Annotated in this window: 24 protein-coding genes; 15 read left to right on the top strand and 9 right to left on the bottom strand. The window is 48.8% G+C overall.

The window, feature by feature from the left end:
• The first annotated feature begins 6 nt into the window (after nucleotides 1-6).
• Genes LY85_RS07170 through ptsP form a run of 6 tightly spaced genes read left to right on the top strand, consistent with a single transcriptional unit; the run spans nucleotide 7 to nucleotide 5,814 of the window.
• Nucleotides 7-1,590: an FAD-dependent oxidoreductase gene (locus LY85_RS07170; protein WP_141826077.1), complete on the top strand. Its 1,584-nt coding sequence runs from the start codon at nucleotides 7-9 to the stop codon at nucleotides 1,588-1,590.
• Nucleotides 1,587-1,910 carry a (2Fe-2S)-binding protein gene (locus LY85_RS07165; protein WP_141826076.1) on the top strand — a complete coding sequence of 108 codons (324 nt, stop codon included), beginning with the start codon at nucleotides 1,587-1,589 and terminating at the stop codon, nucleotides 1,908-1,910. Before LY85_RS07170 ends, LY85_RS07165 begins: the two co-directional genes overlap by 4 nt.
• Nucleotides 1,910-3,043: an FAD-binding oxidoreductase gene (locus LY85_RS07160; protein ID WP_141826075.1), complete on the top strand. Its 1,134-nt coding sequence runs from the start codon at nucleotides 1,910-1,912 to the stop codon at nucleotides 3,041-3,043. Before LY85_RS07165 ends, LY85_RS07160 begins: the two co-directional genes overlap by 1 nt.
• Before the next feature lie 43 nt (nucleotides 3,044-3,086).
• Nucleotides 3,087-3,737 (top strand): HAD family phosphatase, encoded by a 651-nt coding sequence (locus LY85_RS07155; RefSeq protein ID WP_141826074.1) that lies wholly within the window; start codon nucleotides 3,087-3,089, stop codon nucleotides 3,735-3,737.
• Nucleotides 3,738-3,792: 55 nt separating this feature from the next.
• Complete coding sequence (locus LY85_RS07150) at nucleotides 3,793-4,056, top strand: HPr family phosphocarrier protein (RefSeq protein WP_141826073.1); 264 nt, start codon at nucleotides 3,793-3,795, stop codon at nucleotides 4,054-4,056.
• A gap of 39 nt (nucleotides 4,057-4,095) precedes the next feature.
• Nucleotides 4,096-5,814, top strand: coding sequence for a phosphoenolpyruvate--protein phosphotransferase (gene ptsP / locus LY85_RS07145; protein ID WP_185741143.1), 1,719 nt, complete (start codon nucleotides 4,096-4,098; stop codon nucleotides 5,812-5,814).
• 179 nt (nucleotides 5,815-5,993) lie between these two features.
• Here ptsP and LY85_RS07140 read toward each other — a convergent pair whose 3' ends face one another.
• The 3 genes from LY85_RS07140 to argF form a co-directional block, all read right to left on the bottom strand.
• Complete coding sequence (locus tag LY85_RS07140; RefSeq protein ID WP_243122499.1) at nucleotides 5,994-6,884, bottom strand: DMT family transporter; 891 nt, start codon at nucleotides 6,882-6,884, stop codon at nucleotides 5,994-5,996.
• 89 nt (nucleotides 6,885-6,973) lie between these two features.
• Entirely contained in the window at nucleotides 6,974-7,912 is a 939-nt protein-coding gene (arcC, locus tag LY85_RS07135; RefSeq protein ID WP_141826071.1) for a carbamate kinase, read from the bottom strand.
• Between the two features lie 13 nt (nucleotides 7,913-7,925).
• Nucleotides 7,926-8,918 (bottom strand): ornithine carbamoyltransferase, encoded by a 993-nt coding sequence (gene argF, locus LY85_RS07130; RefSeq protein ID WP_141826070.1) that lies wholly within the window; start codon nucleotides 8,916-8,918, stop codon nucleotides 7,926-7,928.
• Nucleotides 8,919-9,290: 372 nt separating this feature from the next.
• Between argF and LY85_RS07125 the strand changes: the two genes are divergently transcribed.
• Nucleotides 9,291-10,538, top strand: a complete 1,248-nt coding sequence (locus tag LY85_RS07125; protein ID WP_141826069.1) for an AraC family transcriptional regulator — start codon at nucleotides 9,291-9,293, stop codon at nucleotides 10,536-10,538.
• A 93-nt stretch (nucleotides 10,539-10,631) separates the two neighbouring features.
• Here the strand turns inward: LY85_RS07125 and LY85_RS07120 are convergent, their stop codons facing one another.
• Entirely contained in the window at nucleotides 10,632-12,524 is a 1,893-nt protein-coding gene (locus tag LY85_RS07120) for a PTS sugar transporter subunit IIA (protein WP_141826068.1), read from the bottom strand.
• 237 nt (nucleotides 12,525-12,761) lie between these two features.
• Here LY85_RS07120 and LY85_RS07115 point away from each other — a divergent pair, with 237 nt between their 5' ends.
• From LY85_RS07115 to LY85_RS07095, 5 genes are read left to right on the top strand one after another with little or no spacing between them, the layout of a single operon-like run.
• A complete protein-coding gene (locus LY85_RS07115; RefSeq protein ID WP_141826067.1) occupies nucleotides 12,762-13,094 on the top strand; it encodes a PTS lactose/cellobiose transporter subunit IIA in 333 nt (110 codons plus the stop codon).
• Nucleotides 13,087-14,487, top strand: coding sequence for a glycoside hydrolase family 1 protein (locus tag LY85_RS07110; protein ID WP_141826066.1), 1,401 nt, complete (start codon nucleotides 13,087-13,089; stop codon nucleotides 14,485-14,487). Before LY85_RS07115 ends, LY85_RS07110 begins: the two co-directional genes overlap by 8 nt.
• A gap of 27 nt (nucleotides 14,488-14,514) precedes the next feature.
• Nucleotides 14,515-15,849 (top strand): PTS transporter subunit EIIC, encoded by a 1,335-nt coding sequence (locus tag LY85_RS07105; protein WP_141826065.1) that lies wholly within the window; start codon nucleotides 14,515-14,517, stop codon nucleotides 15,847-15,849.
• A gap of 16 nt (nucleotides 15,850-15,865) precedes the next feature.
• A complete protein-coding gene (locus LY85_RS07100) occupies nucleotides 15,866-16,183 on the top strand; it encodes a PTS sugar transporter subunit IIB (RefSeq protein ID WP_141826064.1) in 318 nt (105 codons plus the stop codon).
• Between the two features lie 19 nt (nucleotides 16,184-16,202).
• Entirely contained in the window at nucleotides 16,203-16,460 is a 258-nt protein-coding gene (locus tag LY85_RS07095) for an HPr family phosphocarrier protein (RefSeq protein WP_141826063.1), read from the top strand.
• Nucleotides 16,461-16,877: 417 nt separating this feature from the next.
• Here the strand turns inward: LY85_RS07095 and LY85_RS19685 are convergent, their stop codons facing one another.
• The 4 genes from LY85_RS19685 to LY85_RS07075 form a co-directional block, all read right to left on the bottom strand.
• Nucleotides 16,878-17,204, bottom strand: a complete 327-nt coding sequence (locus LY85_RS19685; protein WP_279231014.1) for a manganese catalase family protein — start codon at nucleotides 17,202-17,204, stop codon at nucleotides 16,878-16,880.
• Nucleotides 17,205-17,231: 27 nt separating this feature from the next.
• Entirely contained in the window at nucleotides 17,232-18,827 is a 1,596-nt protein-coding gene (locus LY85_RS07085; protein WP_141826061.1) for a recombinase family protein, read from the bottom strand.
• 58 nt (nucleotides 18,828-18,885) lie between these two features.
• Nucleotides 18,886-19,590, bottom strand: a complete 705-nt coding sequence (locus LY85_RS07080) for a DUF4352 domain-containing protein (RefSeq protein ID WP_185741142.1) — start codon at nucleotides 19,588-19,590, stop codon at nucleotides 18,886-18,888.
• 120 nt (nucleotides 19,591-19,710) lie between these two features.
• The gene (locus LY85_RS07075; protein ID WP_141826059.1) at nucleotides 19,711-20,013 is read right to left on the bottom strand and encodes a hypothetical protein; all 303 of its coding nucleotides are present in this window, start codon (nucleotides 20,011-20,013) and stop codon (nucleotides 19,711-19,713) included.
• Between the two features lie 518 nt (nucleotides 20,014-20,531).
• Between LY85_RS07075 and LY85_RS07070 the strand changes: the two genes are divergently transcribed.
• The 3 genes from LY85_RS07070 to LY85_RS19680 all read left to right on the top strand — a co-directional run bounded on the left by LY85_RS07070 (nucleotide 20,532) and on the right by LY85_RS19680 (nucleotide 21,639).
• Nucleotides 20,532-20,714 carry a hypothetical protein gene (locus LY85_RS07070; protein ID WP_141826058.1) on the top strand — a complete coding sequence of 61 codons (183 nt, stop codon included), beginning with the start codon at nucleotides 20,532-20,534 and terminating at the stop codon, nucleotides 20,712-20,714.
• Nucleotides 20,715-20,925: 211 nt separating this feature from the next.
• On the top strand, nucleotides 20,926-21,123 hold the full coding sequence (locus LY85_RS07065) for a hypothetical protein (RefSeq protein ID WP_141826057.1): 198 nt from the start codon (nucleotides 20,926-20,928) through the stop codon (nucleotides 21,121-21,123).
• Nucleotides 21,124-21,516: 393 nt separating this feature from the next.
• Complete coding sequence (locus LY85_RS19680; RefSeq protein ID WP_279230992.1) at nucleotides 21,517-21,639, top strand: hypothetical protein; 123 nt, start codon at nucleotides 21,517-21,519, stop codon at nucleotides 21,637-21,639.
• 274 nt (nucleotides 21,640-21,913) lie between these two features.
• On the opposite strand, the gene LY85_RS07055 is transcribed toward LY85_RS19680, so the two are convergent.
• Nucleotides 21,914-22,195, bottom strand: a complete 282-nt coding sequence (locus tag LY85_RS07055) for a zinc-ribbon domain containing protein (RefSeq protein WP_081928409.1) — start codon at nucleotides 22,193-22,195, stop codon at nucleotides 21,914-21,916.
• Between the last annotated feature and the right edge of the window lie 120 nt (nucleotides 22,196-22,315).

Below are 22,315 nucleotides of genomic sequence, written 5' to 3'. Positions count from 1 at the left end.
AGGATCATGAAAAGATACGATCTGATTGTCATAGGAGCCGGCCCCGCGGGACTGTCCGCCGCCATACAGGGGGCAAACAGCGGAATGAATGTCGCTGTGTTTGACGAAAACGCAAAGCCCGGAGGACAGCTGTTCAAGCAGATACATAAGTTTTTCGGCTCTAAAGAGCATCAGGCAAAGACGCGCGGTTTCCGCATCGGGCAAAAACTGCTTGCGGACGCGGAAAAAGCGGGGGTTGAGGTGTTCCTGAACTCCGTTGTCATGGGGCTCTATGAAAATAAGGAAATTATGGTCATGCAGCAGGATAAGGTGTTCCATTACAAGGGCGACACCGTTCTGGTTGCGACCGGCGCGCGCGAAAACATGATCCCGTTTGAGGGCTGGACCCTGCCGGGCGTTATGGGCGCGGGCGCGGCACAGACGATGATGAACCTTCACGGCGTACAGCCCGGCTCGCGGGTGCTGATGGTCGGTTCCGGAAACGTGGGGCTGGTCGTTTCCTATCAGCTGCTTCAGGCCGGTGTGCAGGTTGCGGCCATTGTGGACGCGGCGCCCAGAGTAGGCGGTTACGGCGTGCATGCCTCGAAGCTGACCAGAACGGGAATCCCGTTTTATCTTTCCCACACGGTTGTCAAAGCGGAAGGAACCGATCATGTGACGGGCGCCGTAATTGCGCAGGTCGATGAAAAATTCCGGCCGATTCCCGGTACGGAGAAGCATTTTGATGTGGATACCGTGTGTATGGCTGTCGGCCTGTCGCCAATGTCACAGCTCCTGCAGATGAGCGGCTGTGAGACGACGGACAAGGGTGGTACCGTGCCGGTGGTAAACAGCTGCGGCGAAACAACACTGAGCGGAATCTTCGCGGCGGGCGATGTCGCCGGAATCGAGGAGGCCAGCTCCGCAATGATTACCGGCCGTCTGGCTGGGGCGGCGGCGGCAAACAAGCTCGGCTTTCTTTCCGACGAGGATTTTGTCGAGGTGTCCGCGCAGATGAAAAATTCTCTCAGGCAGCTGCACGAAGGGACCTTCAGCCCGCAGAACAAGGGCAGAACGGACCTTACCCTCACGGACGAGGGGATCGCTCTTTCCGACTCCCTTTTCAAATACGGATATTTAAGCGACGGAGAAATCGGACGGTATCCCGGTGTAACCGAAAAGAAGGTGGGAATCCATCCGGTGATTGAGTGCACACAGAACATCCCCTGCAACCCCTGTCAGGACGCCTGCCGGTTCGGCTGTATTACGATCGGTAAATCCATCACGAATCTTCCGATCGTCAACGGTGAAGCAAAATGTGTCGGCTGTGGCATGTGCGTGGCTTCCTGCTCCGGACAGGCTATTTTCCTGGTGGATGACGATTACGGCGACGGTCAGGCAACCGTCACGATGCCCTACGAATTTCTGCCCTATCCGGAAGCGGGTGCGAAAGGCGTCGCTTTGGGAAGGGACGGAAAAGCGGTGTGCGAGGCCGAAGTGGTTTCCTGCAGGGTAAGCCCTGCCATGGACCATACCGCCCTGCTGACCATTAAGGTCCCGAAGGAAATGTCGATGAAGGCGCGTTTCTTCAGTCAGGAGGTAACAAAATGAGTATCTATATGGATAGAAACGATGATATCGGCGCATTTGACCCGAAGCCGGACGATAATCTGATTGTCTGCCGCTGTGAGGAAATCACAAAGGGAGAAATCCGCAAGGCGATCCACGAAGGAATGCGGACTATGACGGAAATACGCCGTTTCCTGCGTCCAGGTATGGGCCTTTGTCAGGGAAACACCTGCGGAAAAATCGTGAAGGATATTCTTGCGCGGGAACTGGGCACGCGCCCGGCTGCACTGGAGGACTGCACGGCAAGAGGGCCTGCTCGTCCGGTCGAAATAGAAGTCTTCGGAAATGAGGCGGGAAAATAATGGATAAAAACGCAGATGTGATTGTAATCGGCAGCGGCATTGTAGGCTGTGCCGCGGCGTATTATATGGTTCAAAAGGGGCTGAAGGTCCTGGTGCTGGAGCGGGGCAATATCGGTGACGGCGCTTCCAGCCGCAACGGAGCCGGGGTCCGGCTGTCGGGAAGAGAAGAACGGGAATTCCGTTTTGCAAAGGACGCCATTTTCAATATCTGGCCGACTCTTTCAGAAGAGCTTGACGCCGATCTGGAGTACAGCAGAGTGGGAGGCCTTGCCCTGGCCCAGAATGAGTCTCAGATGCAATCCTTAAAAAAAGGGATTGTGCGTGCTCAAGAGCAGGGTATTGAAATACACCTGCTCAGCGGGGACGAGGCCAGAAAGCTCTGCCCATATCTGTCGGAGGAGGTCAATCTGGCAAGCTACTGCCCGATTAACGGGGTGGCAAATCCCATGACCTCTACGCTGGCCTATTACCGCAAAGCGAGAAACATGGGCGTGCATTTCATAACCGGCGAAGAGGCGGTGGAGATTCAGAAAGACAGGGGTCGCGCAAGGAAAGTGGTTACAAGGTCCGGAAATGTGTATGAAGCGCAGAAAATCATACTGGCCGCCGGCTTTGAATCCCGCGTCATTGTCAACACCGTCGGGATTGATTTTCCGATGCTGAAAAGAATCGACGAATGCATCATTACCGAAGTACAGCCGAAAATGTTCCCGTACAGGCTTTCTACCGCGGACGGCAATTTTTACGGGCATCAGACGGCGCACGGTTCGTTTATTTTCGGCGGAAATACCGGAATGGAGCGGTATGTGAACACCTACGCGGAAAACCCGCGCTGCACCACCATGGCTGCGGCGGATAAAAGCCGAGCGGTCATGAAATACATCCCCGCTTTAAAGGACGCGAAAATCGTCCGCCAGTGGGCCGGCTGGCTGGATTCCACGATCGATCGTCTGCCTGTCATTCAGGAAATCCCGGAGGTTCCCGACCTCATCTGTGCTTTCGGCTTCAGCGGTCACGGATTTGCCATAGGGCCTTCCGTCGGCAGGGTCTTGTCCGAGATGGCTGCCGGAGAAACGCCGAGCATCGATATTTCCGGTTTGAATTACGATCGTTTTAAGGCGCTGGGATGCTGATTTTCCGGAGCTTCTGTAAAAACCGAAAGGAATTTATAACAAGATGGTTCAGGCGGTAATTTTTGACATGGACGGTCTGATGATCGATTCCGAACGGATCAGGCTTGAATTTCGCCGTCAGATTCGCAAAGAGATGGGCCTTTCCGGCAGGCCGGACCCGTGGGAACTGACGATGGGAATGGGAAAAGAGGAAGTAAAGCGTGTCTGCCGCCAATATTACGCCGAAGACTATCCCGCGGAGGAAATCAGCAGGAAAAGCTGGGAAATGTGGAAAGATTATCAGTCCGAAAACGGGGTCCCGGTAAAAAAGGGGCTGTTCTCCTTACTTGATACCCTGGACCGGAATGGAATTTCCGCGGCGGTGGCTACGAGCACAGAGAAGGAAAACGCTCTCTATACACTGAAGCTGTGCGGAATCGCGGACCGCATGGAACAGATGGTTTTTGGCAACATGGTGGAGCACGCAAAGCCGGAACCGGATATTTTTTTGAAGACGGCGGAGCTTTTGAAGCTCCCGACGAAGGACTGTCTGGTGCTCGAGGATTCCCCGAACGGGGTCAAAGCGGCTTACAGCGCCGGAATGAAGGTGATTATGGTCCCCGACCTGGTACAGCCGGGACCGGAGATCCGAAGACTGCTGTTTGGCTGTGCGGAAAGCCTCTCGGAGGTGGCTCAATTACTGGACTTGGAATAGATACAGCGGATATGTTTCCCCTGTCATAATATATTTGAAAAAACTAGGAGGAACTATGGTAAGTAAAAAAGTAAAAATCATTAATCCGGTAGGGCTCCATGCCCGCCCGGCCAATAATTTTGTAAAATGTGCAGCCTCTAAAAAAAGCCGGATTCTCATCCGGTACAAAGGACAGGAATATAACGGGAAAAGCATCATTACTGTCTTGAAAGCCTGTATTTCAAGCGGTTCGGAAATTGAAATCGTGGCCGACGGAGAGGACGAAACCGATGCCCTCAACGCCTTGGTCGAGGCAGTCAATTCCGGACTTGGGGAATAAATTCACGGGAAGATGTGGTTTCTAAAGATGAGAACAATAGTGAAAAAAGGAATTGGTGTGTCCGCCGGTGTAGCGGAAGCGAATGCATATGTTCTTCGCCGGCAGAAGATCGAGCTGCCTCAGGGCCGCGCAGAGAACTCCCGGGAGGAACTGCGTCGTTTTCGCGCTTCCATGGAAGCGGTTGTTGAGGAAACGTGTCGCCTGAGCCGGAAGGCCCGGAGCGAGGGCAACACGGACAGCGCGGAAATACTGGACGCCCACCTGACCATACTGAACGATCAGGAATGTGTGTCAGGGCCGATTGAACAGATGATCGGCAGCGACTGCCTCTATGCGGAGCAGGCCGTGGTAAGGCATATGGACGCCCTGGCGGACATGTTCTCGCAGATGGACGACGCTTACATGCGCGCGCGCAGCAGTGATATTCTGGAGCTGAAAAACCGTTTGCTCTTCTCGCTGGCCGGAGTGTGCGATATCGATCTCTCCTGCCTTCCGGGGCCCGTCATCCTTGTCGCCGAGGAGCTTACCCCCTCGGATACCGCTATATGGGACAGGCAGAATGTCCGCGGGATCATCACCTGTTTCGGCGGCAGGACCTCCCATATGGCCATTATCGCCCGCAATACGGGGATTCCCGCCATTGTGGGGGCGGCTGACGCGGTCAGCGAAACGAAGACAGGGGAGCCTTTGGTGATGGACGGGGAAAGCGGAGAGTATGCGTGCCGCCCTGCCCAGCCGCTTCGGGAGGAGTTTCATCAGCGGGAAACGCAGCGTCACCAGTTTGTTTTACAGGCGGAAACCTTCCGTGGAAAAGCGACGGTTTCCGCAGACAATTTCACCGTTGATCTTGCCGCGAACATCGGTTCCGCGTCGGAAGCCGTGTCCGCCGTTCAGGCGGACGCGGAAGGCGTCGGCCTGTTCCGCAGCGAATTCCTGTTCATCGGGCAGTCCCAGCCCCCGGGTGAAGAGGAGCAGTACCGGCAGTACCGCGAGGTGCTGGAAACCATGCGGGGGAAATTTGTGATTGTCCGTACGCTGGACATCGGCGGAGACAAGGAAGCCCCCTGCCTGAAAATGGAACCGGAGAGCAATCCCTTTCTTGGCTATCGCGCCATCCGTTTCAGCCTGGACCATCCAGAGCTTTTCAAAGCGCAGCTAAGGGCGCTGCTGCGGGCGGGTGTTCACGGCGATCTGAAAATCATGATTCCGATGATCAGCGCCGTGGAGGAAATGCGGGCTGTCCGCACTCTTCTGAAGGAATGCGAACAGGAGCTGGAGCGGGAGGGGATTCCGTTCCGCCCGGACATTCCTCTGGGTATGATGGTGGAAACACCGGCCGCGGCCATCCTTGCCGGTCAGTTTGCCAAGGTTTCCGACTTCTTTTCCATCGGCACCAACGACCTTCTTCAGTACACGGTGGCGGTGGACCGCGGAAACGAAAAAATATCGCATCTCTATTCCTTTTACCACCCGGCGGTGCTCAGCCTGATACAGAACACCATCTGTGCGGCGTTGGAGGCCGGTATCCCGTGCGGAATGTGTGGGGAAGCAGCCGGGGACCCTCTTCTGGTCCCCGTACTGTTCGGAATGGGCCTTCAGGAATTTTCCATGAGCGCTTCCGGTATCCTCGCCACACGGATGCTTATTTCCCGGCTGAACCGGCCCGCCTGTGCGCGGCTGGCGGAAACGGTGCTGCGGTTACCTTCGGCTTGCGCAGTAGAAAAAAGCCTTCGTCTTTTCCAAAAAGAGATAGAGTAACAGCAAGAACCAAACCAGTCCGATCCGGGATGACGGCCCCCCGCCGGAAGTCATTCACAGTGCTTATGATGCTCAGGACGCTATGCGCCAGTGCCGGTGTACGTGATTCTTATATGAAAATGGCATTTAGAAAAACCTCTGGTTGTAGAATGGCTACAGCCAGAGGCTTTGTATTTTTATTATTGGATTCTGCTGGTTTTAATGAAAGAGAGTTTGGTTTCCGATATAAGCACGGACGCGAAAATCAGAGCAAATCCGATCATAAGGCGGGCGTTTAAGGTTTCATGAAACAGAATGACCGAAAACAGAATTCCGAAAACCGATTCCAGACTGAGCAGAATAGATGCGCTGGAAGGGTCGGTGTATTTCTGACCGACATTTTGCAGCAGCAGGGAGACTCCGGTACACAAGACCGACAGGTACAGAATCCCCGCCAGCGCTTCCGAGGTCCACTGCACGGCGGAGGAATGCTCCAGCGCCAGGCTGAACAGCCAGGACAGCGCGGCACAGTATCCAAACTGCAAAATGGTAATCAGTACGGGGTCCTTTCCCTTTCCGAATTTCTGCACAGACACAATGTGGGCCGCAAAAAAGAAACCGCTTGCGAGCGCGAAAGCGTCGCCCTTGCTGACGGAAAAATCGGAAGTGATGGAAGCAGAGGCAATTCCCCCGATACAGAGAACAGCGGCAGCAAGATTATAAAGGTCCGGCTTTTTCTTTTCCACCGCCCAAAAGAGAAAGGGGACAATCACGCAGTAAATCGACGATAGAAAGGCGCTTTTGCCCGGCATAGCGAAAATTACGCCGACAGTCTGAATGCAGTAGGCCAAAAACAGGCACAGTCCGATAACGGCGCCGCATTTCAAATAATCCCGGGTAATAAGCTTCAGCTTACGGTAGAAAACAATGCACAGAATAACACAGGCGATTGTAAATCTCATTGCGAGCAAAAACAAAGGGGGCAGACTGTTGACCGTGCTTTTCACCACTACAAGGGAACTTCCCCAGATCACGGCGACACTCAGCAAGGCAAGCTTTGCCCACAGGGCTGTTTTCATATTCTGATTCAATAATATCCTCCTTACAGAAACCTTGGCGGCAAAAGAGAGCACAAAACAAAAAATCATTTTGTGCTTTCAGATAATAATTGATTGATTTATCAGGAGATAATTGCTGTGCCGGATAGACCCTTCAAGGCGTTACCGGCTTTGTCAAGCGATGTGATAACGGCAGTGTGACCGGGAAGAGACTGAACAAAATCCACACAGGCTTCCACCTTGGGGAGCATGCTGCCCGGAGCAAACTGTCCGTCTTTTATGTATTCCAGAGCCTGTTGTACGGTTAAAACGCGAAGCGGCTTTTCGGACGGGGTATGAAAGTGGATGCACACCTGATCCACCGCGGTTAAAATCAGCAGGGCGTCGGCGCGCAGCTCCTGTGCCAGTATGGAACAGGATTTGTCCTTATCCACAACCGCGTCCACCCCGCGGTAATTTTCTCCGTCCTGTACCACTGGAATTCCACCCCCGCCGACGGTAATGACGATCATGTTTTTTTGCACCATTTCCCGGATTGCGTTCAGCTCCACAATGCGTAGAGGCTTCGGGGAAGGAACCACCCTGCGGTATCCGCGGCCGGAATCTTCCGTAAAACGGAAGTCTTTTTCCTCAGAAAGGGCCTTTGCCTGCTCTTGGGTGTAAAATACGCCCACCGGCTTGGTCGGAGTCTGAAAGGAGGGGTCGTCCCTGTCCACTGCCACCTGGGTGATCACACTGACTACGTCCCTGTTTATGTTTCGGGCGCGGATACTCTGCTGCAGCGCCTGCTGAAGGTGGTACCCGATATAGCCCTGTGACATGGCGCCGCATTCCGCCAAAGGGATGCTTGGGGTATGCGGTTCGCCGCAGGAGGAATAATCCATTGCCAAATTGATCATTCCCACCTGCGGACCGTTGCCGTGGCCAATAATTATGTCATAGCCCTCGGCGGCCAGACCGGCAATTATTTCCGCGGCCTTTTTAACCGATTCGACCTGCTCCGCGGGGGTGTTGCCCAAAGCGTTGCCACCCAGTGCAACCACTATTTTTTTCTTCGGCATTACTTTTCCTCCATCAGCACAGAGTGGCATACATGACCGCTTTGATGGTGTGCATCCTGTTTTCCGCTTCGTCGAATACGACGGATTGTTTTGAAGAAAACACCTCGTCGCTGACCTCCATTTCCGTGATGCCGAATTTTTCCGCGATATCCATGCCGATCGCGGTGTCGGTATTGTGGTAGGACGGCAGACAGTGCATGAAAAGGGCGTCAGGCTTCGCGTGGTTCATGACGTCCCGGTTGACCTGATAGGGCTTTAACAGGTCGATTCTGGTCAACCAGACATCGTCCGGTTCTCCCATGGAAACCCAGATATCGGTATAGATCACGTCGGCGTCCGCCGTTCCTTCCGCAACATCCTCCGTAAGAGTGATCGTGCAGCCGTTTTCGGCGGCAATTTTCCGGCAGACGGAAACCAGCTCCTTAGCCGGAAATAATTCTTTGGGTGAACAGGCAGTAAAATTCAGCCCCATTTTCGCACAGGCGGCCATCAGGGAATTAGCGACATTGTTTCTCGCATCCCCCATAAAGGTAAGATTGATCTTTTTGAGTGTGCCGAATTTTTCCTCAATCGTCAGAAGGTCGGCAAGCATCTGCGTGGGGTGAAATTCGTCGGTCAGTCCGTTCCATACCGGGACTCCGGCATTTTCGGCTAAGGACTCGACAATTTTCTGGCTGTAGCCCCGGTACTCAATTCCGTCGTACATTCTGCCCAGCACCTTGGCCGTATCTGCGATACTTTCCTTTTTGCCCATCTGGGAGCTTCCGGGATCGAGGTAAGTTACGCCCATCCCCAAATCTCTTCCGGCCACTTCAAAGGAGCAGCGGGTTCTGGTGGAAGTCTTTTCAAACAGCAGAACGATATTTTTTCCTTCCAGATATCGATGAGGCACGCCGCTTCTTTTCATATTCTTGAAATTTTTGGATAAATCCAGCAGATACCTGATTTCAGCCGGAGAAAAATCCAGCAGCTTTAAAAAATTTTGTCCGCGTAAGTTCATTCCCATTATGCAGAGATCTCCTTATTTCAATTTCGGTTGCTGATAACAGTTTACCCGGTTTGCTGAGACCATGACGGACAATTCGGTATTGCGTTTTGGTATCGGGACATCTGGTGAAGAGGGCTGCGTTTTGCCGGATCGCGAAGAAACAGCTCCTCCCGGTCGGGATCGGGATCGATTCCGCCTCTTGAAAAGGATGTTTAAATACAACAAAAATCAAACGAAATGTCCGAATGCCGCCTTTCCAAACTTTTATTATTAGAAGGAGATTCTTGACAGAAAAATGAGAATTCTATAGATTATAAAAGGGTTTGTTTTATCAGAAAGTGATCATTAGCCGTTTGAAATTCTGCGCCGTTTGCAGGAAGGAAGCTTTATATGCAGGAAATTGTTGAGATGCAGTCGCCCAACTGCTCCAATCTGGATACACGAAAACTGTGCAGCTTTGATATGGAAGTGATAGAAGGCCCGACCAAGCCTTTAATTCATCAGGCGTCCCGGTTTCTCTTTATGAACAGGGGAAAGGGGAAAATCCGGATTCAGAATACGGAATATTCACTGAAGCCGGGCGCCTTCGTCGCCATCCTCCCGTGGGAAATCAGCGAGGTGACGGAGGTCGTAGAGCCGCTTCAATATGACATTATTGTGTATCGTTTCGATACACTCAACGAGATCATAAAGTCTTTTTACAACACGGACAATGAGCCGCTGAACATCATACGCATGATTTTAAACAATCCCGTGGTATACTGCGACCGCGAGCAAAAGGCAAAGATAAAAGAAATCATTTTAACGGTTCGCGATGAGGTGGGCATTGAGTCGACCGCGGTACCCGTTACTCCAAAGGTGCTGAGCAATATTTATATTACCAATCAGCTGGTTGAACTGATCGTTATGTTTGAGAGAATCGGAGAAAACAGCCATCCGCCTGTCGGGGCCGTGTCCGGAGTCGACCGCAGCGAGATTTTTCGCTATATTTACACACATCTCAGTGAAAAGCTGACTCTCAAGACGCTGTCACGCGTTTTTTATTTGAGCGAGTCTTCCATCAGCCTTTATATCAATCAGATGACGGGGCTTTCTTTCTTTGACCTTATCAATGAAATGCGTGTAGGGAAAACGATCAATTTTCTGCTTTATACGGATTTCACGCTCGAAGAGCTGGCGGAAATCCTCGGATATGTCGACGCCTCCCATGTTTCAAAGGTGTTTGCCGCGAGGATAGGCATGAAAGCGAACGAATACCGCAAAACATATCAGAAGGTAAACGATATCTGTAAGGTCAGGGAAAGCAAAAAAGCGTATGCTGTTGTTTCCTACATTTACCGTAATTACCGGGAGGACTTAAGCGCGAAGCTTGTGGCCAGGGACTTTCAGATCAGTGCGGTGGAGCTGAACCGTATTCTGATCTATCAGATGGAAAGAAATTTTGAGGATTTTTTGAACTTCGTCCGGATCAACCGCGCCTGTGAGCTTTTGCTGAAAACCGACAACAGCATTATTGATATCGCAATCGAGGTAGGATACAATACCGTCAAATCGTTTACCAGAAATTTTTTAAAGCTTAAAGTAATGACGCCGGGCGCCTTTCGCCGGACCATCACCCTGCAGCATACCGGCTTGTGATGAAACCGGCACAAGCTGGTCAGCAACCCAAAAAGGACAGGAAATTCCGAAATTTTTCGGAATTTTCTGTCCTTTATAAGTTAGACGCAAAGCTCATTGAAACCATTCAATAAATTCCATAGGATTTTTGCATTTTACCAGCTGGTTAACTTTTTCCTTGTCACAGAGAATCTGAATAATACCGTTATAGATTTTCATAAAGGATTTCCGGTCGGCCTTGTTAATCGCTATCATAAATACACATTTAATGACATGATTGTCCCAGGGAATGCCGTTTTTATTTATCAGTACGCAGAACATGGTCTTTTTTGCTTCCAGTTCGAGTGCGTGCGGAATGGCAAAGGTGTCAAAGAAGCAGGTGGAAGACATGGCCTCACGCTTTAATACGGATTCGGTAAAGCCCGGCCGCGTCAACCCGAATGCTTCTGTTTTCTTTCCGAGAAAGCGTATGACTTCCTCTTTGTCGGAAAATTCCAGATCACGGAAAAACAGCTCCTTGCGGAAGTAGCTGAGCAGTAGATTCTGTCCCTTCTTTTGGGCAATCGCACGCGCGCATTCCTGAATTGCTTCATCAATTTTATATCGGTCCTGCGTGGTGTAAAAGGGGGAAATGGTGACGGCTCTTTTTCCGATCCCAGGCAGTGGTACCGTGGACAGGATCAGGTCCGCGTCGCCTTCCAGACTGCGCTGGGAGGGGGAAGTGATCACATTGGTGATTTCAATCACGTCGGAATAATTTTCCTTTAGCTTTTCAAGAAGGGCCGCGGCAATACGGTGATATTGGTTGCAGAGAAGCAGAACGCGCACCTTATCGGTGGAAGCCGTGGAATTCTCAATTGCGAAGCCGATATGGATGCTGATGAATCCGATTTCCTCGTCGATGACGCGGATTTGAAACCGCTCTTCGATTTCTTTGGCAATATAGACGGCCACGTCGTATATAAAAGGACAGTTGGATTTCACATTTTCCGTAATGTAGCTGCTCACGTACTGATGGTTTTTCGCTCTCCGGATCAGCGCGTCCACATGCAAGACAAAATTATACAGAAAATGGTCATAATTGATGTTGAGCATATAGTAACGAAAGGTCTTCTGGAGAATCCGGTTGATTTCCTCCTCAAAATCCCTGCTGATAGTTTCGTCAAACTGCCCGATATGCTTTACCAGCTGATCCGGCTTGATCTGTCCCATAATCAGCACCCCAATGTACTGGATGTCCGCTTCCTGAAAGTCGATGGAACAATGGGAGGCAAACTGACTGCAGATATCCTTGGCAATCCGGTATTCCTTGCTGTCCTCGGACAGTCTGGCGCTGAAAGCGTCCAGCGAATAAGCCTTCTGCATGCGGGAAAGAGCGATCAGAATATTGATGATCAGGTTGGTGGAGTAGCATTCCTCCACATAACAATTGTACCGCTCGATTGTTTTCAGAATAATGTCGCGGATGGATATGACATTCAGCCCTTCAAAGTATGAGGAGCAGCTCTCTATGTTCAAAAAGATGGGATTGGTTTCTTCATAAATTAAGTCCCGGATCAGTTTGCGCTTGTCCATTTCCGAACCGGCTATGCTGACCCGACCGTTCTTCTTTTCCAGATGCAGATTGTTGCGTTCCAGCCTTTTTTGCACAAGGTTTAATCTTCGGTTCAACGTGGACAAACTCATATAAAGGGAATCTGCCAGTTCGTCGATCTGATAGGAAGTGTCCTCCAGAATCAATTTCTTCAGCAATGCTTCCTGGTCGTTGCTCTCCTGCTGGAAGTCCTGTTCGTCCATTGCCGAAAAACTGTCTCGGTCAAGCTGATACCCGCGGTTTGTCGATAATATGATCTTTCCGTCCATGATCTCATTGATCGCTTTGACCTCCGCCTGTAAAGTCCGCAGAGAAATGTTCAGTTGGCTGCATAAGCTCTTTCCGGTCAGAATTTCAGGCTGGTTGGACAGGATCAGCAGTATATTTTTCTGTCTCGGTGATAACGAATACATTGCATTTTCCCTCCCCGTTGCGTATGGCTTGTCTTGTCAGTAAGTGGCAGTTCCTATGTTTTACCTAAAAACGATTTCGGCACACCTACTCATTATATTAATATTTCCGGATGTGGAGTTCAATTTACTTTTTGCGGGGCACTGCGAAATTAATAATTTGAGAAGCTTCCCCCGTGCCGATATAATGAAGCTGTACTCAGGAAATGGGACGCGAGGTCAAGGAAGGAAGGTTATTTGGTGAAAAAGGAAGAAATACAGTCTATGGCGTTTATGATAATTTCTTATGCCGGAAGCTCATTCGACCACTTTTACAAATCAATTGAATGCGCTCGGACAGGCGATTTTGACAGTGCCGAAAGGGAAATGACGTTGGGAAAGGAGGATCTGAAAAAGGCTCATGAATCACAGACGGACATGCTCAGTGCCGAGACGAAAAATGAGGATATTCCGTTCAGCATCATTATGACCCATGCGCAGGACCATCTGACAATGGCGATCCTGACGGAACGGATGGCAAAGGAATTTGTATGTCTGTACAGAGAGAGGGGAGAGGACAGAAAAAATGGATAAGGACCGATTTTTATGGGGAAGCGCTACCGCCGCCTATCAATGTGAGGGAGCATGGAATGAAGACGGCAAGGGTGTCGGAGAATGGGATGCTTTCTGCCACAGTGAAAAAAACAATGTAAATCCGGTTACCGGCGACGTTTCCTGTGACCATTATCACCGCTATGAAGAGGATATTCGCATGATGGCGGAGGGAAATCAAAATACATACCGATTTTCTATCGCCTGGTCACGGATTATTCCAGAGGGAACCGGGGCAGTCAACCAAAAGGGGATTGACCATTACAATAAGGTCATTGATACCTGTCTCAAGTATCATATTGTCCCCAATGTCACATTGTTTCATTACGATCTTCCGGACGCGCTCGCAAAAAAAGGCGGATGGGAAAATCGCGGGACAGTAGACGCTTTTGCGGTTTACGCGAAGGTATGCTTTGAAGCCTTCGGTGACCGGGTGCCAATGTGGGCGACGCTGAACGAGCCCAAATATTACAATTACTGCAGCTATGCAGCTGGCGTTTATCCTCCAAACGTTCAGGATTTCAAGCGCTACTGCCGTGTGGGGTACCACTTGTTGCTGGCAAGCGCAAAAGCAGTCAACGAGTTCCGCAAAGGAAGCTATATTGGGAAAATCGGTTTGGTCGAGGCTACCGGAAACGTGGAGACGGAAGGAAACGATGAAGCCAACAGAATCGCCTACCGTAATGCGGATCTGTTTTATAACAAATGGATTACGGATACCTGTGTCAAAGGATATTTCCCGGATGACCTGTTCCCCAAGCTGAGAGAGAGCGGAGTCGATTTGAGCTTTGTAAAGGAAGAGGATAAAGCCGACTTTATGTCCGGCACGGTGGACTTTCTGGGTGCAAATGTCTACAGTCGTTCTTATGTGAAGCCGTATACCGCCGGTGAAACACATGTCAACATTAATAACGTCGGTTCAGGATCGAAAGTAAAGGAAGGCGTTGTAATCAAGGGATGGTTTGAAACCGCTTATGACGAAAATGTGCGGCGCAACAAGTGGGGACGCGAAATTTATCCGCACTGCATGTACGATGCTTTGGTAGATCTGAAAAACAACTACGGGAATTTACCGATTTATGTGACGGAAAACGGACATGGCTGTTATGAAGATATCATGGACGGACAGATTCAGGATGATGAACGAATTGAAATTCTCCAGGAATTTATTGACTGGATGCTGAAAGCAAAAAGCGAAGGTGTTAATGTAAGAGGGTACTATGCCTGGTCCACCATGGATTTATACAGCTGGGTAAACGGTTATAAGAAGAGATACGGCTTGGTATATGTGGACTTTGATCATGACAATCGGCGAATTCCCAAAAAGAGCTATTACTGGTATAAAAATCTGATTGCGGCACACAAAGATATTTAAATCGTGTATTTAGGGAGGATTTAGAGTATGGAGACAAAATTTATGTCCTGGATTGAAAAGGCGATTTTACCCATTGCCAACAAAATTCAGAGAAACAAGTATTTACAGGCAATTCAGTCAGCGTTTATGACCTGTATGCCGATTATGCTGGTCGGAAGTATTGTGATTATTTTAACCCGCCCATGGGTGGATTATAAAACCATGGCGGTCACAGACGCGGGTTTTCAGTTTTTTCAGGGGTGGCAATGGCTGATCGATCAGTTTGGAGCACCCTTGCTGGTCCTCCGTTCCATGACGCTTTATAGTTTGAGCCTGTGGATTGTTCTTGCAATTTCCTACCATTTAGCGGTACGCTATAAAATGGATACGATCATCACGCCGATTGTAGCGCTTCTGCAGTTCTTTGTATTATGTACGACGAAAACAAAAGATGGCGGACTGAGCAATGATTTCTGGGGCGGAGAGGGTCTTTTTGCCGCAATTCTGGTCGGCATTCTGACAACGGAATTGTATAGATTTTTTGTTGAAAGAAAGATAGGAACCATTCAGATGCCGGAAATGGTACCGCCTGCTTTGAAGAAATCTTTTTCCGCTATTTTCCCTGTCATCTTTACGACGGCTATTTGTTCGGTCATCAGCATTATCTTTACCTGCGGATTCAAAATTACATTTCCGGCGGCGGTTCTGGCGCTCTTTCATCCGCTGGTACTGGCCATTGACAATGTATTCGGTCTTACTATCAGCTCCATTTTGTCACAGACAGTGTGGTGGTTCGGTATTCACAATACGGCGATCACCTCCATGCTGGAGCCTCTGATGTATGCAAATCTGGCGAGCAATTCGGCGGCTTATGCGGCCGGCACCGCTGCGACGCAGCTCCCGCACATCTGGACGGAGTCCTTGTGGTGGAACTGCATGGTTACCGGCGGCTCGGGCGCAACGCTTGCGGTGGCGTTTATGCTGATAAGAAGCAAATCCAGCCAGATGAAAACGGTTGGAAAGGTTGCTTTAGTACCGGCAATATTCAACATCAATGAACCGATTATTTTTGGTCTGCCCATCGTACTGAATCCGCTTTTTTTCATCCCCTGGATTTCTGCGCAGACACTGAACGGAATTATTACGTACCTGTGCATGCAGTTCGGGCTGGTTAACAGGACCTATGTGTACCCGGGTTGGAATATCCCGACTCCGATCGCCCAGTTCTTGGCGACGATGGATTGGCGTGCGGTTGTGTTGGCTCTGGCGCTTATTGTGCTGGATGGACTGATTTATCTGCCGTTCCTCAGAGTTTATGAAAAGCAGAAAATCCAGGAAGAGAGCCAGGAATCTGCGGAAAGCGGCTCAAAAGAATCTGTTTGACAAAGGATGAGTTTCTATGAGAATTATACTGGTTTGTAACGCCGGAATGAGTACGGGAATCATGCAGCTCAAGCTGCAGGAACAAAGTAAGCTCTATGGCGTTGATTCGGAAATTGAAGCAGTCCCCATGGCGGAAATCAATGAGTATCTGGACGGGACCGACGCGATTTTGCTGGGGCCTCAGGTGCGCTTTGCACTGAATGATATCGCAAAAATGGTGAACAACAGCATCCCGGTAATTGCGATCGACATTCAGGACTTCGGCCTGATGCGGGCGGACCATGTCTGGAAAGTGACCATGGAGGCCATAGAAAAATCCAGGAACGGCAAATAACAACACAAGGAGCACAATCATGAAGCAGTTTGGATATAAGATTCAGGATGCACTGGGAATCCATGCCCGTCCCGCGGGTCAGCTGGTCCAGGAGGCCCAGAAATACAATTCAGAAATTATCATTGAAAAAGACGGAAAAACAGCTAATCTGAAAAAGATTCTGATGTTGATGGGGCTGAACGTCAAGTGTGGAGATGACATCTCTGTGACCGTGTCCGGCGCCGACGAAAATACGGCGGCGCCGATGCTTGAGGCATTTTTCAGAGCCCATTTTTAAAGTCTGTGGCAAGGTGGGCAGGATGCCGATAATCAATCAGAACAAGAACCGGATGGATTTCAACCAGCAGGCGATCTTCTTCTTGTATATTGATGGTACGATAAAACCGTTTGGAAAGCTGCCCTCTTTAAAAATGATAAATTAGCAATGAGCTGCGTTGCGCTAAAAGACGACCCTCATGCCAGGTTCAGTTGCTTTGTTTGAAAACGAGTGGTATTGCAAACCTTTAAACTAATAAGACACATGGCCCCGTAACAAAAGACTTTGGGGCTATGTGTCTTATTGCCCTTTTCTTCAAAGGAACGCCATCCATTGACATTCAGCAATCTCAAAAAGCCGGTTTGCTTCTCAAGAGCAGAATAATCTGACTGTCCTCCAAAACTTTCACTTCCTCCCTGCTGTTTAAAGGCCTTCACTTTATAAGACAATCAAAACGAAAAAAAGGTTCACGAATAACAAAAAGGCCGGAGAAACGCAAAATAAGCGGAAATGGCTTGTCCCATCATAAATTTTTGTAAGTTGTTGTTTCGCAATCGCAGCATCTGCTGCCAGGTCCTCATGAATATCTGAAATAGGATCTCCCTTTACCTGCAAAGCAGCCGCGGTAAATGGGCTTCCGTTTGCGTCGGACGGATATACTCCGGTGGTATGGTTGACAAAGTAAGCGGCAAATCCGCCTTCTCTGATCTGCTCTTCCGTCAGATTCCTGGTAAGCTGGTGGACAATCGTTCCAACCATCTCCAGATGAGCGAGCTCTTAGGTTCCAAGAGGTTATCGGTGTTTAGCATTATTTTCCGTGATTTTGGGGTACATAAGCAACTCAAAATCGTCCGGTTTTCCGTGCCAGCGGCCATTAATGGTCTTGGTGTATACGACTTTTTCAATTACCGATTTCAGCAGTTCGTTCTTTTCCGCTGGCGTTTTGGCTTTCGGATATCGGGACAATACTCGCTCTGCCCGTGGGATGATGATCTTTTGATTTTGCACGGTTCTGATTTCACGCTCTATGTCAGCGTTTATTTGTTGGATTCGGTTCTGCGTGTCTGTTATTTTCTCACTGATGCCCTGGGAACGGGCAAGAAATATTTCAGTAGTGTATACCCCTTTTTCCAGCAGATCGTAAATATTATCAAGCTGCTTTTCGAGGTCCTTCAGCTCGCTTTGTAATTTCTTCAGAGCCCTTTTCTTCAGGTCTGCTTGTGATACTGAGACCGGCTGTTTCCCGTAAGCCAGCTTATATTGGTCAAGCCATTCCTGCAGCGCCTGGAGGATATGATCTTCCACAAGTTCCAAAGCGGAGCTGATGTTGTCACAGGAAGAAACGGGGCACATCAGCGTATCCGGATAATCACGGTTAGTGTAAGGACGTCTTACCATCCTGCGGCCGCACATTCCACAGACAACCAGGCCGGCGAGAGGGTTGGCGATGGCGCTGTTCTTGGGGCATGGATGGGTGGGATTCTCACGAAGTTTTTGCTGAACAGCTTCCCAGGTCTTCAGGTCAATTAACGGCTCATGGAGTCCGTCCACCAGAACCACTTCACTCTCTTTGGCTCTGGGACGCTCTTTTACAAGTTGGCCGTCTACCATTTTTTTCTTCTGCGGCCGGGCGCTCCACCTGATTTTTCCGATGTATACCGGGTTTCGTAACATATCCTGCAATGTGCCATTTACCCAGGTGTTCCCCTTGACTGTAGGAACTTTCAGCTCGTTCAGCTTGCGCGCGATCTTTGAGGTTCCCATATCCCCGACTGTACCATCTTCCTGCCGTTCGCCGTTTGCGTAAAGATCAAATATCATTTTTACGATGGGCGCCTGCTCCGGATCTGGCTCCAGCGTGTATCCCTTGTCGTGCTCCAGTTTTTTGCGGACATACCCGTAAGGCGGTATATTGCCAACATATTTTCCCTCTTTGACTGAGGTGACACGGCCGCGCTGCAGACGCCGGTTAATGGTTTTGTATTCGCGCCGGCTCATGAACAGCCCGAATTCAAAATATTCCTCGTCATATTCGTTATTCGGGTCATAGGTCTTCATTGGGGTTATTATCTTGGTGCCGCTGAATTTGAAAGTCTGCGCGACGATACCCTGGTCGATCGTATCACCGCGAGCCAGACGTTCCACTTCCATGACGAGCACGCCTTCCCACATCCCTTGTTCCACTTCGGAAAGAAGCTGCTGCATGACCGGACGGGCCGCAATGGTTTCTCCGGAGACAATCTCACGGTATATCTGTGTAATATTCAGTTTCAGCCGCTTACCGAGCTCCAGCAATGCCTTTTCATGCCGGGCAAGGGTTTCCCCTTCGCCGCGGGCCTCGGCTTCCAGATCGGCACGGGATTTACGTAAATATTCACAATAGGCCATTCTAATTTCCTCCGGATAGATTTATCCCCACGCCGGGAAGGACGTGGGGAATAGTTGATTAGTTTAACTTGAAATCAATTTCTGATTCAGATGCGAAAATATTTCCGGTGTACTGCAAAAGTAATCCAGTATCGTCTTTGGGCTGTTCAAAAGCAATCGTTCCCTCAATTTCTCCACCGGGAGCTAATTCTCCGCTGGACAAGGCCGTATCGGAATTAACAATTGTAAATGCTTCGTCCGTAATTTGTCCTTTACTATTTTTCATTTTAAAATCGTAAGGATTATAGGATACGGTATCTTTTTCCCCTGCGTTTTTATACTTTACAGTTACAATAACATATTCCATTCCGTTTTTGGGCTTGTCAACATCGGTTCCATTTGATTTTTCAACTTTTGTTATAGTCAGTTCAACATTGTCTTTCTTCACAGGCTGATTAATTCCGAAAACAGTCTGTTCTGTTGTGGAACTGGCTGGAGTAGATTTAGCCTCAGAAGCGGCTCCGGATGTCGGTGTGCTGGCCGGAACAGCCTCCGCAGGTTTATCCTTTCCTCCCATTGCCGAACCGATGATTCCAATAACTACGAGAACGCCCACAACAATTAAGATTCCTTTAAGCCCGCTTCTTTTTTTCTTCTTCGGGGGCTGGTCAGCTGAAATTGGCTGAACCGATGGTGTCGGCTGTCCTTCCTGTGCATTGGCCGGAGTTCCGCATTCCGGGCAAAACTTAGCGTCAAATTCTGTGCCGCACTTTGAGCATTTCATATTAACCTCTCCTTTTTTCACTATTGACATAATTCGACAATGGTTTATAATGTCTATAGAGAAGTACATATTTATATCCCTTGGCCGTTCACTGTTTGCACCGGTGGGCGGTCTATTTTTTTACCCTATTTTCGTTTTCAGTTTATTGATTTCCTTTATGTTTGCTTTGGTTACGATATCGACCGCAGTCATAGCGGCATCAATATCATCCACGGTTTCACTGATATGTTCAATTTTCTCGCTATCCAGCTGGTGACCATCGAACAGGGCGGAAATCTTCTTGCCGATGTCGTTCTCCAGCGTGATTTGAATCTTTAATTGCCCTGCCTGTAAAGATGAAACGTCTTTCTGCAGAGCTTCCTGCCCTTTTTCCAAGCCGTCCAGCTTATTAAGAATCGCTTGTAATAATTCATTATCGTTCATGGCTCGTACTCCTTATGTAAAATCCAGAAAGATTACGTTACCTGTTCGTCGGCAAAGTCGGCGTCTTGCTTATTAGCCATATTCAGGCGGGCCATTTCGCCTTTTATGTAATCTTTCTGTTCGTCTATACATCACCGCTTTAAAACATCTTTTCAATTTTCCTCGTTCTTTGTTTACATGATACCTTTTTTAATTCTATCAGTCAATAACATTGGTCATTAAATTAGAAAGAAGGTGAGACCTTGGAGTTAAAAGATAACATAAAGATTTTCCGCGAGCGGAAAGAGCTTTCACAGCAGCAGCTCGCCGATCTAATAGGTGTTACCAGGCAATGATTCACTATATTGAATCGGGTATAAAGGTCCCCAGCTTAGGGTTACAATCAACCTCGCAAACATTTTTGGCCGTACACTCGACGAGCTGGTGGGGAGGTGAATTGTTTTAACCGCATACCCTGACAGAAAGCATTCATAGGACAAACCGCAGCAAGAATACACATATGAAACGAGGTGATGAAGATGCTCGCGAAGATTCCGATCGAGGGAAACATAGTCAAAGACTATTACATAGGTAATACGCACATCCTGTTTTCCGATGCCGCCTATATCAACAATACGCCTGAAGATAACCAGCGTGTCCTTGATCAGGCCGCGCGGGCGTCACTGAATATTATCTTAAATAATCAGTCTGATCATCTGTAAGTAATCATATCACATGGAGGTGATTCTCCAATATGCAGAAAGCGACGAAAGCGGCCGGGAATGCGTATTATACCGCACGAATGAGAGCCGCGACATATAATGACCTGTTGAACAGCCGCGAAGGTGCCGCAGAGGTCGTTTGTATCGATCGGACACGCCTGGCAATATTGAATCCGATAACATAACTCCTCATTCTGAAGAAGTCAACTTGATGGAAAACGCTTATAATGCACCCGAGCTGCCGAATTATTTTTGTTCCGAGCAATGTCCATTAGGCTGCGGCAGGGTGGACAGGATCCGGCCTCGTAACCTGGAGAGCGCTGCCATGAAAATTGAGCGTGCTACCCGGGACATCGACGAAATTACTCAGGGCATTTTGGACATTGCCGAGGATGGATTCTTCCAATAGGACAGAAAAAACGCTTGCACTTTTAACTGGAGCATCAATAGTCAAAAGCGTAGCTGAAGGTAGATTGGTTTCGCCTCCGGTACGTTGCAAGGATTGTAAAAACAGATACACTATGAGCTGCTGTATCATATACCCATCAGATGATTTTTACTGCAAATACGGAGAACCAAAGTGGGGCGGCCCCGACATGTAATCTACATATCGATGGAGCTGTTCTGCAGTATGAATTAAATTATTTTGTTGATGGGCAGCTATTTGAACCGGAACCGGAAGATTTACAAAATATTGAAGCGTGCTGGAGCTACCTGTTAGCAGATCGTGAAGATCTTGATACATATATATCACCTCACGGATAGTATCCGCAAGGTGTAGTGAATTACAGGAGGAAAAATTTTGAAACGACATGAAGTGTTAAAGTATCTTGATGATATTTTCGAGATGAGCGACCACGAAATAGCCATAAATCCGGATCTGATCCGCGAGACTTCTCTGGCGGCATACAGCCTGATTAAGTAGCCGGTGAAAAAAGCTCCATGGACAACCTGCAAATATTCTTACTGAAGAAATGCAGAGGCAATACGATGAAATCAACCAGTACAATATATCCTGCACAAAGCAAATTGATAAGTTGCTGGTTGAAAAGACCACGTTTAAAAAGGCGCTGGAAATAGCCAGTGATGAATGTAGCTTCCGAGAACACCCATACGAGGATTACATGCAGATGGCACGGGAACAAGCTGATAAATAAAAAATGCGCCTCTTTCGAAGCGCATTCAAAACCTAGTTTATGTTATCTTCTGTTTGCAAAGCAATCGCTGCAATATACCGGACGATCATCACGAGGTTTAAAAGGGACTTTGCAAGTTTTTCCACAAGATGCACAAGTGGCTTCGAACATCTCTCGGTCGCCACCATTTGAATTCCCTCTGGAATTCTTACGTGCATCGCGGCAGGATTTGCATCTTTGGGGCTCATTTGTAAAACCTTTGGATGCATAAAATTCTTGTTCACTTGCAGTAAATTCGAATTCGGCCCCGCAGTCTCTGCAAATTAAAGTTTTGTCTTCGTACATGTGAGTTAAATACCTCAATTTCTAAATATATGCTTAACAAGGTAAGCATTAATATAAAGTATAAATCAATTTAGGAAAAATGTCAAATAAAAATAAAAAGCGAATACAGAAAGGGGGTAT

The sequence above is a fragment of the Clostridium sp. KNHs216 genome (assembly GCF_006714885.1).
GTDB lineage: Bacteria > Bacillota > Clostridia > Oscillospirales > Acutalibacteraceae > Caproiciproducens.
The sequence above is the reverse complement of the archived record's forward strand: the minus strand, read 5'-3'. Positions and strand labels throughout refer to the sequence as shown.

Coding starts and splice junctions, on each gene's coding strand:
- argF (WP_141826070.1), bottom strand. CDS start 8,918: ATGGGAATGAACTTACGCGGACAAAATTTTTTAAAGCTGCTGGATTTT.
- LY85_RS07150 (WP_141826073.1), top strand. CDS start 3,793: ATGGTAAGTAAAAAAGTAAAAATCATTAATCCGGTAGGGCTCCATGCC.
- LY85_RS07070 (WP_141826058.1), top strand. CDS start 20,532: ATGCTCGCGAAGATTCCGATCGAGGGAAACATAGTCAAAGACTATTAC.
- LY85_RS07100 (WP_141826064.1), top strand. CDS start 15,866: ATGAGAATTATACTGGTTTGTAACGCCGGAATGAGTACGGGAATCATG.
- LY85_RS07065 (WP_141826057.1), top strand. CDS start 20,926: ATGGAAAACGCTTATAATGCACCCGAGCTGCCGAATTATTTTTGTTCC.
- LY85_RS07075 (WP_141826059.1), bottom strand. CDS start 20,013: ATGAACGATAATGAATTATTACAAGCGATTCTTAATAAGCTGGACGGC.
- LY85_RS07110 (WP_141826066.1), top strand. CDS start 13,087: ATGGATAAGGACCGATTTTTATGGGGAAGCGCTACCGCCGCCTATCAA.
- LY85_RS07160 (WP_141826075.1), top strand. CDS start 1,910: ATGGATAAAAACGCAGATGTGATTGTAATCGGCAGCGGCATTGTAGGC.
- LY85_RS07125 (WP_141826069.1), top strand. CDS start 9,291: ATGCAGGAAATTGTTGAGATGCAGTCGCCCAACTGCTCCAATCTGGAT.
- LY85_RS07080 (WP_185741142.1), bottom strand. CDS start 19,590: ATGAAATGCTCAAAGTGCGGCACAGAATTTGACGCTAAGTTTTGCCCG.
- LY85_RS07085 (WP_141826061.1), bottom strand. CDS start 18,827: ATGGCCTATTGTGAATATTTACGTAAATCCCGTGCCGATCTGGAAGCC.
- LY85_RS07055 (WP_081928409.1), bottom strand. CDS start 22,195: ATGTACGAAGACAAAACTTTAATTTGCAGAGACTGCGGGGCCGAATTC.
- LY85_RS07165 (WP_141826076.1), top strand. CDS start 1,587: ATGAGTATCTATATGGATAGAAACGATGATATCGGCGCATTTGACCCG.
- arcC (WP_141826071.1), bottom strand. CDS start 7,912: ATGCCGAAGAAAAAAATAGTGGTTGCACTGGGTGGCAACGCTTTGGGC.
- LY85_RS07105 (WP_141826065.1), top strand. CDS start 14,515: ATGGAGACAAAATTTATGTCCTGGATTGAAAAGGCGATTTTACCCATT.
- LY85_RS07120 (WP_141826068.1), bottom strand. CDS start 12,524: ATGTATTCGTTATCACCGAGACAGAAAAATATACTGCTGATCCTGTCC.
- LY85_RS07155 (WP_141826074.1), top strand. CDS start 3,087: ATGGTTCAGGCGGTAATTTTTGACATGGACGGTCTGATGATCGATTCC.
- LY85_RS07170 (WP_141826077.1), top strand. CDS start 7: ATGAAAAGATACGATCTGATTGTCATAGGAGCCGGCCCCGCGGGACTG.
- LY85_RS07095 (WP_141826063.1), top strand. CDS start 16,203: ATGAAGCAGTTTGGATATAAGATTCAGGATGCACTGGGAATCCATGCC.